The following is a 12498-nucleotide window of genomic DNA, read 5'->3' on the forward strand; positions in this document are numbered from 1 at the left end:
GCGTTCGCGAGGTCGAGCCAGGTCTCGTTGTCTGTAGTGTGCGGAAATGACGAGAAGCGAGCGACTCGCGGACCAGCTGGACCGGCACTGGCACAAGAACCTGCGGCCGCGGCTGCACGGTCTTACCGATGAGGAGTACTTCTGGGAGCCGGTGCGCGGCTGCTGGAGCATCCGCCCACGTGGCACGTCGGCCGCACCGATGTCGGCGTGTTCGGGGGAATGGACGATGGACTTCGCGTCCCCTGACCCGGTGCCGGCGCCGGTGACCACGATTGCCTGGCGGCTGGCGCACATCATCGTCTCCTGCCTGGGCTATCGGGTCGGATGGCACTTCGGCGGCCAGGACATCGACTTCCAGACGTTCGCCTACGCGGGGACCGCTGATGAGGCGCTGAAGCAGCTCGATGAGATGTATGGGAGATGGAACGCGGGGGTCCGCGAGCTCTCGGACGCTGACCTGGAGAATCCGCCCACGGTGGGTCACGAGCGGTTTCCCATGGAGGGCATCGTCCTGCACGTCAACAGGGAGCTGATCCATCACGGCGCCGAGATCTCCCTGCTGCGCGACCTCTACCGCTGGCAGGACGGAGCCGTACCGCGCCGGATATGACTCTCCGGCAACCGGCGATCGAGCTTCGGAAGCCTACACGGATTCCGTGACGCTCCGTGACTGTGAGCTTCAGTGACGTCTGGGCATGGCAGACCGGACGCATCATTCGCCGCCTGCTCCGGTTCCGTGGTGACCTGGCGGCGGGCTCCCGAGACAGCGCTTGTGAGCCACGGCCAGGGGCCGGGGGTCCGGGGGCCGGTAGGCCCCCGGATGGGGTGCGGGGCGGAGCCCCGCTCGGAGCGTCCGAGCGGAGCGAGGGCCGTGCTTTTGGGGGTCGAAGGGGGCGGAGCCCCCTGGGGAGCGCTGTCCGAGCTCCTTTGCGCGAAGCGCCCCCTGTGAGGGCCTTGCCTTGAGGCCCTTAAGACCTTGACCTACGCGAGGGCCTTCTCGGCGGCTTCCACCACGTTGGACAGCAGCAGTGCGCGCGTCATCGGGCCCACGCCGCCCGGGTTGGGCGTGAGGAAGCCCGCCACGTCCTCCACGTCCGCCGCCACGTCGCCGGCGATCTTGCCGTTGACGCGCGAGACGCCCACGTCCAGAACGGCCGCGCCCGGCTTGACCATGTCGCGGGTGATGAGGTCGGGGACGCCGGCCGCGGCGACGACGATGTCGGCCCGGCGGACGTGCCCCGAGAGGTCCTGGGTGCCGGTGTGGCAGAGGGTCACGGTGGCGTTCTCGCTGCGGCGGGTGAGGAGGAGGCCGAGCGAGCGGCCCACGGTGATGCCGCGTCCGACCACGGCCACCTCGGCGCCCTTGATGGGCACGCCGTACTCCTGAAGGAGCAGCACGATGCCGTGGGGCGTGCAGGGCAGCGGGGCGTCGACCATGTGGACGAGCCGGCCGAGGTTGACCGGGTGCAGGCCGTCGGCGTCCTTGGCCGGGTCCATGCGCTCCAGCAGCGCCATGGTGTCGAGGTGCTTGGGCAGCGGGAGCTGGACGATGTAGCCGGTGCAGGCGGGCGAGGCGTTGAGCTCGTCGATGGCGGCCTCGACGTCGGCCTGGGTGGCGGTCTCGGGGAGGTCCACGCGGATGGAGGCGATGCCGACCTCGGCGCAGTCGCGGTGCTTGCCCGCGACGTAGATCTGGCTGCCGGGGTCGTCGCCGACGAGGACGGTGCCGAGGCCGGGCGTGACACCTCGCTCCTTGAGCGCGGCCACCCGCTTGGTGAGGTCGTCCTTGATGCGGGCGGCGGTGGCCTTGCCGTCGAGTTTCACTGCGCTCATGCCAACCCATCCTTCCATGTCGGGGCGGGAGTCAGGCAAGCCGGGGGGCATGGATTGACATCGTTGTCATCGAGCCGCGGACGGCATAGTGTGACGCTCGCCAGCCACCTGTTCACCGACCCGAAGCCATCGGGACGCGACGGCGCCGGCTCGACCCCGCCCACGGCGGAGCCGACCGGCCGTCACACTCGACCAGCGCGCCGAAAGGATCCGACCCGTGCCCGGACTCGACCACCCCCGCGCCTCCCGCCGGCCCGACCCCCTCCGCCGGCACTGATGGGCCGCGTCCTCGCGATCGACATCGGCGGCACCAAGCTGGCCGCCGCGCTGGTGGACGCCGACGGCTCCGCCGCCCGCTCCGCGACCCGGCCGACGCCGCGTACCGAGGTCATGGCCGCCCTGGCCGGGCTGATCGGCGAGGTCGTCGGCGACGGCCCGGCGCCGCTCGCGGTCGGCATCGGCTGCGCGGGACCGATCAACGTGGCCGACGGCACGGTCAGCCCGGTGAACATGCCGAGCTGGCGCGGGTTCCCGCTGCGCGACGAGGTGCGGGAACTGACCGGGGCTCCGGCGGTGCTCGCGGGCGACGCCCAGTGCTTCGCTCTGGGAGAGCACTGGCTCGGCTCGGGGCGGGGCAGCTCCGCGTTGCTGGGCATCGTGGTGTCCACCGGCATCGGCGGCGGGCTGGTGATCGACGGCGCGCCGCTGCTCGGCCCGACCGGCAACGCCGGGCACGTCGGTCACATGACGATCGACCCGTACGGCGAGCTGTGCGAGTGCGGCGGACGCGGCTGCGTCGAGCGCTACGCCAGCGGCCCCAACCTGGCCCGCTGGGCGCTGGCCAACGGCTGGAAGGCACCCGACGGCGAGCCGGCCGACGCGCGGACCCTCGCCGCCGGCGCCGCGAGGGGCGAGCCGGTGCCGGTGGCCGCGTTCGAGCGGGGCGCGCGGGCGCTGGCCGGGATGATCGCCTCCACGGCCGCCGCCGTCGAGGTGACCAGGGTGGTCATCGGCGGCGGGGTGTCGGCGGCCGGGCGGGTGCTGTTCGAGCCGCTGGATCGCGCGCTGGACGAGGTGGCGGGGCTGGCGTTCGTCCGGGCCGTGGAGGTGCAGCCGACCACGCTGGGTGTACGGGCGGCGCTGGCGGGCGCGGCCAGGCTCGCGTGGGACCACCACGCCACCACCCGTTAGCGACACCACCCGTCAGCGGCACCGCGGCCGGTTCGAGCCGGCCGCGGAAGAGACAACGGTGAGACGCGGCCGGCCCAGGATCTACTCGGCCTCGCCGGTCGCGGCGTTGCGCCGCTCGATGATCCTGCGCGTGAACGGGATGATCTCGACGAGCCGCGCGCCGAGGTAGGCGCCCACGAACGCCAGCGCGATCAGCACGAAGGGGCTCGTCGACAGGCCGTTCAACGTCACGAAGGCGTACAGGATCGAGTCGAGCAAGGCCATAGGGACACTCCGAGGCGAGGTTTAAGGCGGGACCCACAGGGTAACCGCCCGCCCCCCGTGCTCGGAGCCCTTCTGACCTGGTTCAGTGGAAGAAGTGTCGGGTCCCGGTGAAGTAGAGCGTGATGCCCGCCTTCTCCGCGGCGTCGATGACCTCCTGGTCGCGGATGGATCCGCCGGGCTCGACGATCGCCTTGACCCCGGCCGCGATCAGCACCTCGGGGCCGTCCGCGAACGGGAAGAACGCGTCGGAGGCCGCGACCGACCCGGCGGCGCGCTCACCGGCGCGGGTCACCGCGAGGCGGCAGGAGTCGACCCGGTTGACCTGCCCCATGCCGACGCCCACGGTCGCCCCGTCGGAGGCCAGCAGGATGGCGTTGGACTTGACCGAGCGGGAGGCCCGCCAGGCGAAGGCCAGGTCGGCCAGCACCTCGGGCGAGGCGGGCGCGCCCGCCTTCAGCTCCCAGGTCTCGGGCGCGTCGCCGGGCGCGTCGACCTTGTCCACGGTCTGCACGAGCAGGCCGCCGTCGATCTGGCGCCACTCGGCGGGCCGCGACGGGCCCTGCGGGCAGAGCAGCAGGCGGATGTTCTTCTTCTGCGTCAGGATCGCGAGCGCCTCCTCGGCGAACGCGGGAGCGACGACGACCTCGGTGAACACCTCGGCGATCTGGCCGGCCAGCTCGGGCGTGACCTCGCCGTTGACCGCGATCACGCCGCCGTACGCCGACACCGGGTCGCAGGCGTGGGCCTTGCGGTGCGCCTCGGCCACGTCGGCGCCCACCGCGATGCCGCACGGGTTCTGGTGCTTGATGATCGCCACGGCGGGCTCGGAGAAGTCCCAGGCCGCGCGCCAGGCCGCGCTGGCGTCGAGGTAGTTGTTGTAGGACATCTCCTTGCCGTGGAGCTGCTCGGCGTTGGCCAGGCCGCCCTCGCCCTCGGTGTAGAGGGCGGCGCGCTGGTGCGGGTTCTCGCCGTAGCGCAGCGGGGTCTTCAGCGTCCAGGTCTCGCCGGCGAACGCGGGCCAGGCGTCGCCGCCCTCGGCGGCGGCGGCCGAACCACCCTCGGCGGAGCCGCTCCCGGCGGCGGTGGCCGAGAACCAGTTGGCCACGGCCACGTCGTAGGAGGCGGTGTGGGAGTAGGCGAGGCCGGCCAGCCGGCGGCGCTCCTCCAGTGTGAAGCCGCCCTGGGCGAGCGCGTCGAGCACGCCGCCGTAGAAGGACGGGTCGACCACGACCGCGCACGTGCTGTGGTTCTTGGCGGCGCCGCGGATCATCGCCGGGCCGCCGATGTCGATCTGCTCCACGCACTCGGCGTCGCTCGCGCCCGAGGCGACGGTCTGCCGGAACGGGTAGAGGTTGACCACGACGAGCTGGAACGGGTCGATCTCCAGCTCGTCGAGCTGGGCCACGTGGTGCGGCTTGGTGAGGTCGGCCAGCAGCCCGGCGTGGACGCGCGGGTGGAGCGTCTTGACCCGGCCGTCGAGGCACTCGGGGAACCCGGTGAGCTGCTCGACCTTCGTCACGGGCACGCCGTAGGACGCGATCGCGGCGGCGGTGCCGCCCGTGGAAACGATCTCCACGCCCGCGCCGTCGAGAGCCCTGGCCAGCTCCTCCAGGCCGGACTTGTCGTACACCGCGATCAGCGCGCGCCGGATGGCGATGCGAGTCACTTGGATTCCTCTCCTGTTTCTTTGCCGATGCGGACCGTGCGTCCGCTGACCGTCCAGCCCTCCCGGGCCATCCGGCCGACGATCTCCACGAGCAGGCGGCGCTCGACGACCTTGATGCGCTCGTGCAGCACCGCCTCGTCGTCGCCGGGCAGCACCGGCACGGCCTCCTGCGCGACGATCGGCCCCGAGTCGACGCCCGCGTCGGCCAGCATCACCGTGCAGCCCGTCACCTTCACCCCGTGCGCGAGCGCGTCGCGCACGCCGTGGGCGCCGGGGAACGACGGCAGCAGCGCGGGATGGGTGTTGAGCACCGTGTGGGCTTCGAGCGTCGGCGCGCCGAGGATCTTCATGAAGCCGGCCGACACCACGAGGTCCGGCTCGTAGGAGGAGATCCGGGCGGCGATGGCCTCGTCCCACTCGCCACGCGTCGGGTGGTCGCCCAGTTTCTCCACGAAAGTCGGCACACCTGCCCTGGTCGCGCGGGCCAGTCCTTCGATGCCGTCGCGGTCGGCCCCGACGGCGACGACCTCCGCCCCGTACGCCGGGTCGGCGGAAGCGTCCAGAAGGGCCTGTAGGTTGGTTCCAGAGCCGGAGACGAGGACGACGAGCCGCCCAGCCTTTGACACGCGCACTCCAATGAGAAAACCGGGGTGGGCTGCCAGCGTATCCGCTCCTCGCCCGGTCACGCAGAGGAGGTCAGGTGTCGTCACCGGTGCAGGCGCCGGCGGGTCAGCAACCCGCCGATTCCGCGGGCCGCCGCGCGATCTGGTTGTCCATCGCAGCGCTGGCCATGACGTTCATGCTGCCGCTCGCCGGGCTGGTGATGGCGGCGTTCGCCCTGATGGCGGGCATCCGGGCGCTGCCCAGGCTGAGGGAGGCGGGCCTGCCCACGGGCACCGCGGTCGGCGGCATCGCCGTGTCGGCCGTGGCGCTCGCCCTGTCGGCCCTGGCCACGGCGTTGCAGCTCTACCTGATGGACGAGTACTCCGCGTACCAGGAGTGCATGAAGGGCGCGGGGACCGTCTCGTCGCAGGGCGAGTGCTTCATCCAGTTCAGGGACGCGGCGCAGCGCAAGCTGCCCTCCGACGTGCTGGACGTGCTGGGCGCCGTCCAGCCCTGACGCTCCGCCTCTCGCGATCCCCGGGGCCGGTGAGAACGGCCGATCTTCTGTCTACACTATTCCTGTAGGTAATGTAGGCAATCGCGGAAGGGCTGTTGTCCTGCGCCTACGCGATGGCACGATCAGGGGCACCGACTGAGGAGACCGTCATGTCCGTGGCAGATGCGATCAATCGGTCAATAACGCCCACGTCGTCGCCCACTCCGACCGCCACAGCAACGCCCACCCCGACCCCGACGCAGCCGAGCCCCACAGGCACCCCCACGTCCGAGCCGACGGCGTCCCCGAGTCCGAGCCCCCCGACTCCCACACCGAGTCCCAGCTCCCCGACGCCCACGCCCACGCCCAGTTCCAGCTCACCGACGCCCACGCCGAGCCCCTCCACGCCGGATCCCACGCCGAGCCCCTCGACACCGGATCCCACGCCGAGCCCCTCGACACCGGATCCCACGCCGAGCTCCTCGACACCGGATCCCACGCCGAGCTCCTCACAGCCGACCCCCACCCCGACGCCGACCTTCCCCGCTCCCACCTACCCCCCTCCCACCATCCCGGCTCCGCCGACGTCGCCCTCTCTTGAACGCCCAGCCGGTCCGGGGCTGGACGTCCACGGGAGCACGTTCACGAAGGCGGCCGGCGGGTTCGTCACCGAGCACAGCGAGCTGGCCGGGTATACCCGCGCGATTCTCGACGCCATCGCCTCGCTGGGGAACTTCGCCGGCACGGACGACACGGCGAACACGTTCAGGCAGGGCTATTCCACGGCGCTGAAGAAGGTCGAGACGTACGTCAACGCGCTGCGCGACGTCTATCCCGAAGTCGCCGATCGGCTGGCGGGCATGAACAGCACCCTGGACATCGCCAACTGGGCCACCATCGAATCCCTGCCCAAGGTGTCCGACCCGCCGAAGTTCTCGGAGTCGGACGGAAAGCTCACACCCTGACGTTCCTGGAGACCTGATGACCACACCAGACGACGGCGCCTCCTTCCTCGACGCGGAGATGAGCCGTTTCCTCGCCCAGTTCGAGGCGGAGGTCCGGCCGCTGGAGGAGTTGCAGGAGCGCGTCCAGGCCGTTCGCGGCCGGGGCGAGGCGGCCGACGGCCTCGTGCGGGCCGAGGTGCTGGCGAGCGGCGCGCTCGCCGGCCTGCGGATCGACCCGCGGGCGATGCGGCTGGGCGCGGACGCGCTGGCGGAGGCGGTGCTCGCCGCCGCGAGCGAGGCCACCGCGGACCTGACCACACAGATGGCGGGGATGATGACGGACGGCCTGACCCCGTTCGCCGAAGAGGCCAGGCGTCTCAACGAGGACTGACTGCTTGGGCTACTTGGGCATCGCCGGGGCCGGGTAATACCCGCGCCAGCGCCTGAACTGGTCCTGGCCCGCGGCGACACCCAGCTTGGCGAGCATCTGGTTCCAGGTGGGCAGCAGGCTTATCGGATCGTCGACCACGTCGCCGGGCCTGCTGATCACGTTCGAGGTGGTGGTGAAGATGGTGGAGCCCGTCAGGAACATGACGGCGTTCCGCGCCGCCCCGTTCTGCGGCAGCACCTTCAGCTCCCTGACGCCCTTCGGCAGCCACTTCACGTTCCTGAGCCACCGGAAGTTGGCCGGGTCCACGTGGTAGAAGACCATGGCCGAGGCGAAGTTGTTCAACATGTACATGCCGTGGTCACCCCACGAGCCCATGTCCTCGCCCCTCGCCAGCTTGATCCCGTCGACGAGCACCTCGTCGAGGGCCGTGTAGGCGAGGCTGCCTCCCATGGCGAAGATGAACCGCTTCCCCACGGCGTTCTGGAAGATCCTGAGCAGCAGTCCCGCCTGCTTCTTCTTCATCGCCCAGTTGATCAGCGCCTGGACCTTCCTGTCGACCGTGGGCCAGCAGAAGAACATCATCAGCTCGCACCACTGGATGATGGCCATCGTCCGCAGCGCGTGCTGGGTCCGCTCCAGCATGTCGGCGTAGTCGTCGATCGCGTCGGCAAGCCCGCGGATGTAGGCGGACACATGCGGCGGATAGGGCGCGATCTTCTCGTTGAAGTACTTCTCGAACGCCTCGATGCCCGCGCCGTAGCTGGGCGGCCGCCACACCCTGCTCGCGATCTCCTGCACCTCTTCCAGGCTGACGTCCACCCGCGTGGCGAGCTGCCGCAACAGCCGCGCGGCCTCGCGCGCCTTGGCCGGGTCGCCGTCGGGGTAGGTGACGTCCAGCATTTTTTTGACCACGCCGGCGACGCCTACGGCGGAGAAGACGAAGCCCCCGATGGGAAGCGCCTTGGGGGATGGACTCACGTGTCAGACCCTTTCTCCACCGCCGGTCGTCCTGATCGTCCAGACCAGGATCATCCGGTCATCCTGCCAATATCATCCGCCACGTTAGTCCCACAGTTGGGCAAATCCCACCGAATGTGGTCTCCAGCGTCCGGACCGGTTCTAGTCGCGGTCCTCGCGGTCGCGGTCCCAGGCGTACGGGTCGACGTAGATGACGTGGCCGCCGCGGTCGTCCGACACGTCCACGATGTCGGTACGCGGCGCGCCCGCGCGGCCGACCCCCGGCCGGGGCCTGGCCTGGGCGCGGGTCTCGGCCTCGGCCGAGGCGTGCTCGTCCGTCCAGTCGTCGCGGATGACCGGGATGGGCTGCGTGTCGGCCTCGGTGGCGTCGAGCCAGTGGCCGGGCAGCGGCTTGCCGTCGGACTCGGCCAGCCCCACCTTGCTCGCCGCCCGGGCGATCGCGGCCCCGGCCTTGCGCACGGGCGCCGCCGCCTTGTCCAGGGGTACGCGGGCCCGCCGGTTGAGCAGCAGGATGTTGGTCACCCCGGCCGAGATGCCCGCCGCCACGCCCACCTCCAGCGCGACCGACAGGGCCACCTCCCACGGCGACGGGCCGACGGCCGCCAGCCTGCCGCCGCCGATCGGGCCGCCGGACAGCGCCGCGAGCCCCGCGGCCACCAGGCCGGTCGTGACGCCGGTCAGGAAGCCCCACAGCGGGGCGGCCTCGTACGAGGGCGAGGGCGAGATCCGGGCGACCACCACGCCCGCCACCGCGCCGGCCGCGAACGGCAGCGCGACGACGGCCATCATCCAGGCCGGCACGGGACCGCTGTCGGGCAGCGCGCCCAGCAGCGGCAGGCTCGGCACCGTGCCGAGCTGCACCCCCGTGGGAGCCACCAGCGTGCCGGCGCCGATCGCGAAGCCCGGCCCGGCGACGTACGACAGCGCCCAGATGACGACGTTGAGCAGGTACAGGACCTGCACCAGCAGGAGCAGCAACCCGCCGACGAAGCCGGGCGACAGCACGTCGGTCAGCTCGCGCACCTGCCCGAAGTTGACCACCACGGCCACCAGCACCAGCGCGAACCCCATGACGAGCAGCACCGCCGTGGCCACCGCCGTGCCGACGGTCAGCGCCCGTACCCGCTCCGGCAGCAGCCGCAGCATGGCCCGCCACGGCCCGATGGTGCGCGCGGTCGCGACCGAGCCGGCCAGGAACGCGAGCGTGAAGTGGCTGAGCAGCGCCTCGCCGATGAACGGCTGGGTCACCTCGTTGCGCGCGACGAGCGCGATCAGGCCGGCCAGCAGCGCGTACGGCGCGGCCAGCGACACCCCGGCCTGGACCACGAGCACGAGCTGCGCCCGCCGCCGGGCGTTGGCCTTCTCGCGCGGGCTGTTCTTCGGCAGCCGGGCCGGCAGCCGCAGCCGCAGGTCGGCGTCGCGCGCCATCCAGCGGGCGGCGCGGTAGAGCAGGATCGCGGGCAGCACCACGAGGCCGAGCGGCAGCAGCCCGACCCGGCCGCCGGGCATCGCGAAGCCCGCGTGGTGGGCGGCCAGCCAGATCTGCGCCGCCGTGCGGAACACCCCGGGCAGGCCCGAGCCGAGCGCCCCGCTGGGCGCGGCGATCCAGCCGACCAGGGTGAGCGTGGTGAGCGCCGCCAGCCCGACGCCGAGCGTGGCGGCCGCGGCGAGCATCCCCGAGACGGGCAGCGGCCGCCGGGACTCGTCGTCGTCCGAGACCCCGGGGATCTTGCCGAGGACCGAACGGGGGGCCGTCCGCAGCTGGTCGAGAAGCGCCGTCACAGTAGGCGATTTTCTCAATCTTTTCCGACCGGCGCTTGGTTGACGCGCCGCAGCGGCCAGCTTTATCCGGCTCTGCCGCCCTTTCGCGCCGTACGGGTCACGTCTCAAGCGCTTTCAGGCCGTACGGGCGCGCCGGGAGCTCTGCGGGCGGAGACGCGGAAGGCCCCGCACGGCCGGAGCCGGTGCGGGGCCTTCCGCGGATGTGCGCCGGGTCAGCGCGCCTGCATGATCTCGCGCATGAGACGGGCCGTCTCGGAGGGGGTCTTGCCGACGCGGACGCCGACCTTCTCCAGGGCCTCCTTCTTGGCCTGCGCCGTGCCGGCCGAGCCGGACACGATGGCGCCGGCGTGGCCCATCGTCTTGCCCTCGGGGGCGGTGAAGCCCGCGACGTAGGCGACGACCGGCTTGGTGACGTGCTGCTCGATGTAGGCCGCGGCCCGCTCCTCGGCGTCGCCGCCGATCTCACCGATCATCACGATCGCGTCGGTGCCCGGGTCGTCCTGGAACGCCTGGAGCGCGTCGATGTGGGTGGTGCCGATCACGGGGTCGCCGCCGATGCCCACCGCGGTCGAGAAGCCGAAGTCACGCAGCTCGTACATGAGCTGGTAGGTCAGCGTGCCCGACTTGGAGACCAGGCCGATGCGGCCCGCGGTCGTGATGTCGGCGGGGATGATGCCGGCGTTGGACGCGCCGGGCGAGGCGATGCCGGGGCAGTTCGGGCCGATGATGCGGGTCTTGTTGCCCTTGGCCACCGCGTACGCCCAGAACTCCGTGGAGTCGTGGACCGGGACGCCCTCGGTGATGACCACGCAGAGCGGGATCTCGGCGTCGATGGCCTCCTTGACGGCGTCCTTGGTGAACGCCGGGGGCACGAAGACGACCGACACGTCGGCGCCGGTCTTCTCCATGGCCTCCTGGACCGTGCCGAAGACCGGCAGGCCCTCGTGCGTGATGCCGGCCTTGCGGGCGTTGACGCCGCCGACGACGCGGGCGCCGGAGGCGAGCATGCGGCGGGTGTGCTTGGTGCCCTCGCCGCCGGTCATGCCCTGAACGATGATCTTGCTGTTCTCGGTCAGCCAGATAGCCATGTCTCACGCACCTACCGCAGCGAGCTCAGCGGCGCGCTTGGCCGCGTCGTCCATTGTGTCAACCAGCTCGACGCGCGGGAGCGCGGCGTCGGCCAGGATCTGCCGCCCGAGCTGGGCGTTGTTGCCGTCGAGGCGGACCACCAGCGGGTGGGTGACGGCCTCGCCGCGGCTCTCCAGGAGCTTGAAGGCCGCCACGATGCCGTTGGCCACGGCGTCGCAGGAGGTGATGCCGCCGAAGACGTTCACGAAGATCGACTTCACCGACGGGTCGGAGAGGATGATCTCCAGGCCGGCGGCCATGACCTCGGCCGAGGCCCCGCCGCCGATGTCGAGGAAGTTGGCCGGGGACGGCTTGCCGGGGAAGGCCTCGCCCGCGTAGGCGACCACGTCGAGGGTGGACATGACCAGGCCCGCGCCGTTGCCGATGATGCCGACGTCGCCGTCGAGCTTGACGTAGTTGAGGTCCTTCTCCTTGGCCCGGGCCTCCAGCGGGTCCTCGGCGGCCTTGTCGGCGTACGCCTCGTGCTCCGTCTGACGGAAGGAGGCGTTGTCGTCGAGCGTGACCTTGCCGTCGAGCGCCTTCACCTGACCGTCGGCCGACAGGATCATGGGGTTGACCTCGACGAGGGTGGCGTCCTCGTCGACGAAGCAGCACCAGAGCTTCTCGATGAGCTCGGCGGCGCCGTCGAGCGACTGCTCCGGCAGGCCGCCCGCCACCGCGATCTCGCGCGCCTTGGCCCGGTCGACGCCGTCGAGGGCGGAGACGGGCACCTTGGCCACCTTCTCGGGCGAGGTGTGGGCGACCTCTTCGATGTCCATGCCGCCCGCGGCGGAGCAGATCGCGAGGAAGGTACGGTTCGCGCGGTCGAGCAGGAAGGAGAAGTAGTACTCCTCCGCGATCGCGCTGGCCTCCTCCACGAGCACCTTGTGGACCGTGTGGCCCTTGATGTCCATGCCGAGGATGGCCTGGCCCTTCTCGACGGCGTCGGCGGCGTCGTCGGCCACCTTCACGCCACCGGCCTTGCCACGCCCACCGGTCTTCACCTGGGCCTTGACCACGACGCGGCCGGTCAGCTGCTCGGCAGCCGCCCGCACCTCCTCCACGGTGTGGGCGACGATGCCCTTGGGCACCGGGATGCCGTAGTCCGCGAAGAGCTCCTTCGCCTGATGTTCGAACAGGTCCACGAGGGTCCGTCCTTGCTTATCCGACTGATGTTCGACGGCCCGGGCCACCCCGTGCGTGCCGGGCGTTTCCGCCAGTG

Annotated in this window: 13 protein-coding genes; 4 read left to right on the forward strand and 9 right to left on the reverse strand. The window is 71.4% G+C overall.

The window, feature by feature from the left end:
- The first annotated feature begins 46 nt into the window (after positions 1 to 46).
- On the forward strand, positions 47 to 610 hold the full coding sequence (locus HD595_RS10975) for a DinB family protein (RefSeq protein WP_253768177.1): 564 nt from the start codon (positions 47 to 49) through the stop codon (positions 608 to 610).
- Positions 611 to 981: 371 nt separating this feature from the next.
- Here the strand turns inward: HD595_RS10975 and HD595_RS10980 are convergent, their stop codons facing one another.
- Complete coding sequence (locus tag HD595_RS10980; RefSeq protein ID WP_253768179.1) at positions 982 to 1833, reverse strand: bifunctional methylenetetrahydrofolate dehydrogenase/methenyltetrahydrofolate cyclohydrolase; 852 nt, start codon at positions 1831 to 1833, stop codon at positions 982 to 984.
- A 276-nt stretch (positions 1834 to 2109) separates the two neighbouring features.
- Between HD595_RS10980 and HD595_RS10985 the strand changes: the two genes are divergently transcribed.
- The gene (locus tag HD595_RS10985) at positions 2110 to 3024 is read left to right on the forward strand and encodes an ROK family protein (protein ID WP_253768181.1); all 915 of its coding nucleotides are present in this window, start codon (positions 2110 to 2112) and stop codon (positions 3022 to 3024) included.
- An 81-nt stretch (positions 3025 to 3105) separates the two neighbouring features.
- On the opposite strand, the gene HD595_RS10990 is transcribed toward HD595_RS10985, so the two are convergent.
- The 3 genes from HD595_RS10990 to purN form a co-directional block, all read right to left on the reverse strand.
- The gene (locus HD595_RS10990; protein WP_253768183.1) at positions 3106 to 3288 is read right to left on the reverse strand and encodes a hypothetical protein; all 183 of its coding nucleotides are present in this window, start codon (positions 3286 to 3288) and stop codon (positions 3106 to 3108) included.
- Positions 3289 to 3370: 82 nt separating this feature from the next.
- Complete coding sequence (gene purH / locus HD595_RS10995) at positions 3371 to 4954, reverse strand: bifunctional phosphoribosylaminoimidazolecarboxamide formyltransferase/IMP cyclohydrolase (protein WP_253768185.1); 1584 nt, start codon at positions 4952 to 4954, stop codon at positions 3371 to 3373.
- Positions 4951 to 5580 carry a phosphoribosylglycinamide formyltransferase gene (gene purN / locus HD595_RS11000; RefSeq protein ID WP_253768187.1) on the reverse strand — a complete coding sequence of 210 codons (630 nt, stop codon included), beginning with the start codon at positions 5578 to 5580 and terminating at the stop codon, positions 4951 to 4953. Before purN ends, purH begins: the two co-directional genes overlap by 4 nt.
- Positions 5581 to 5654: 74 nt before the next feature.
- On the opposite strand from purN, the gene HD595_RS11005 reads away from it, so the two are divergent.
- Positions 5655 to 6074 (forward strand): hypothetical protein, encoded by a 420-nt coding sequence (locus HD595_RS11005; protein ID WP_253768189.1) that lies wholly within the window; start codon positions 5655 to 5657, stop codon positions 6072 to 6074.
- Positions 6075 to 6180: 106 nt separating this feature from the next.
- Here HD595_RS11005 and HD595_RS11010 read toward each other — a convergent pair whose 3' ends face one another.
- On the reverse strand, positions 6181 to 6606 hold the full coding sequence (locus HD595_RS11010; protein WP_253768192.1) for a hypothetical protein: 426 nt from the start codon (positions 6604 to 6606) through the stop codon (positions 6181 to 6183).
- 428 nt (positions 6607 to 7034) lie between these two features.
- Here HD595_RS11010 and HD595_RS11015 point away from each other — a divergent pair, with 428 nt between their 5' ends.
- Positions 7035 to 7388, forward strand: a complete 354-nt coding sequence (locus tag HD595_RS11015) for a YbaB/EbfC family nucleoid-associated protein (protein ID WP_253768194.1) — start codon at positions 7035 to 7037, stop codon at positions 7386 to 7388.
- 9 nt (positions 7389 to 7397) lie between these two features.
- Here HD595_RS11015 and HD595_RS11020 read toward each other — a convergent pair whose 3' ends face one another.
- The 4 genes from HD595_RS11020 to sucC all read right to left on the reverse strand — a co-directional run bounded on the left by HD595_RS11020 (position 7398) and on the right by sucC (position 12421).
- Complete coding sequence (locus tag HD595_RS11020) at positions 7398 to 8366, reverse strand: hypothetical protein (RefSeq protein WP_253768196.1); 969 nt, start codon at positions 8364 to 8366, stop codon at positions 7398 to 7400.
- Positions 8367 to 8507: 141 nt separating this feature from the next.
- Entirely contained in the window at positions 8508 to 10148 is a 1641-nt protein-coding gene (locus HD595_RS11025; RefSeq protein ID WP_253768198.1) for a cell division protein PerM, read from the reverse strand.
- Between the two features lie 212 nt (positions 10149 to 10360).
- Positions 10361 to 11236, reverse strand: a complete 876-nt coding sequence (gene sucD, locus HD595_RS11030; RefSeq protein ID WP_253768200.1) for a succinate--CoA ligase subunit alpha — start codon at positions 11234 to 11236, stop codon at positions 10361 to 10363.
- 3 nt (positions 11237 to 11239) lie between these two features.
- Positions 11240 to 12421: an ADP-forming succinate--CoA ligase subunit beta gene (gene sucC, locus HD595_RS11035; protein ID WP_253768202.1), complete on the reverse strand. Its 1182-nt coding sequence runs from the start codon at positions 12419 to 12421 to the stop codon at positions 11240 to 11242.
- Positions 12422 to 12498: the final 77 nt, after the last annotated feature.

Origin of the sequence: Nonomuraea roseoviolacea subsp. carminata, from assembly GCF_024172185.1 — a bacterium.
GTDB classification, from domain to species: Bacteria; Actinomycetota; Actinomycetes; order Streptosporangiales; family Streptosporangiaceae; genus Nonomuraea; species Nonomuraea roseoviolacea.

What these genes read in the sequence shown, in the direction of transcription:
- HD595_RS10975 (WP_253768177.1), top strand. Translation starts at nt 47, where the DNA reads ATGACGAGAAGCGAGCGACTCGCGGACCAGCTGGACCGGCACTGGCAC.
- HD595_RS10980 (WP_253768179.1), bottom strand. Translation starts at nt 1,833, where the DNA reads ATGAGCGCAGTGAAACTCGACGGCAAGGCCACCGCCGCCCGCATCAAG.
- HD595_RS10985 (WP_253768181.1), top strand. Translation starts at nt 2,110, where the DNA reads ATGGGCCGCGTCCTCGCGATCGACATCGGCGGCACCAAGCTGGCCGCC.
- HD595_RS10990 (WP_253768183.1), bottom strand. Translation starts at nt 3,288, where the DNA reads ATGGCCTTGCTCGACTCGATCCTGTACGCCTTCGTGACGTTGAACGGC.
- HD595_RS11015 (WP_253768194.1), top strand. Translation starts at nt 7,035, where the DNA reads ATGACCACACCAGACGACGGCGCCTCCTTCCTCGACGCGGAGATGAGC.
- sucD (WP_253768200.1), bottom strand. Translation starts at nt 11,236, where the DNA reads ATGGCTATCTGGCTGACCGAGAACAGCAAGATCATCGTTCAGGGCATG.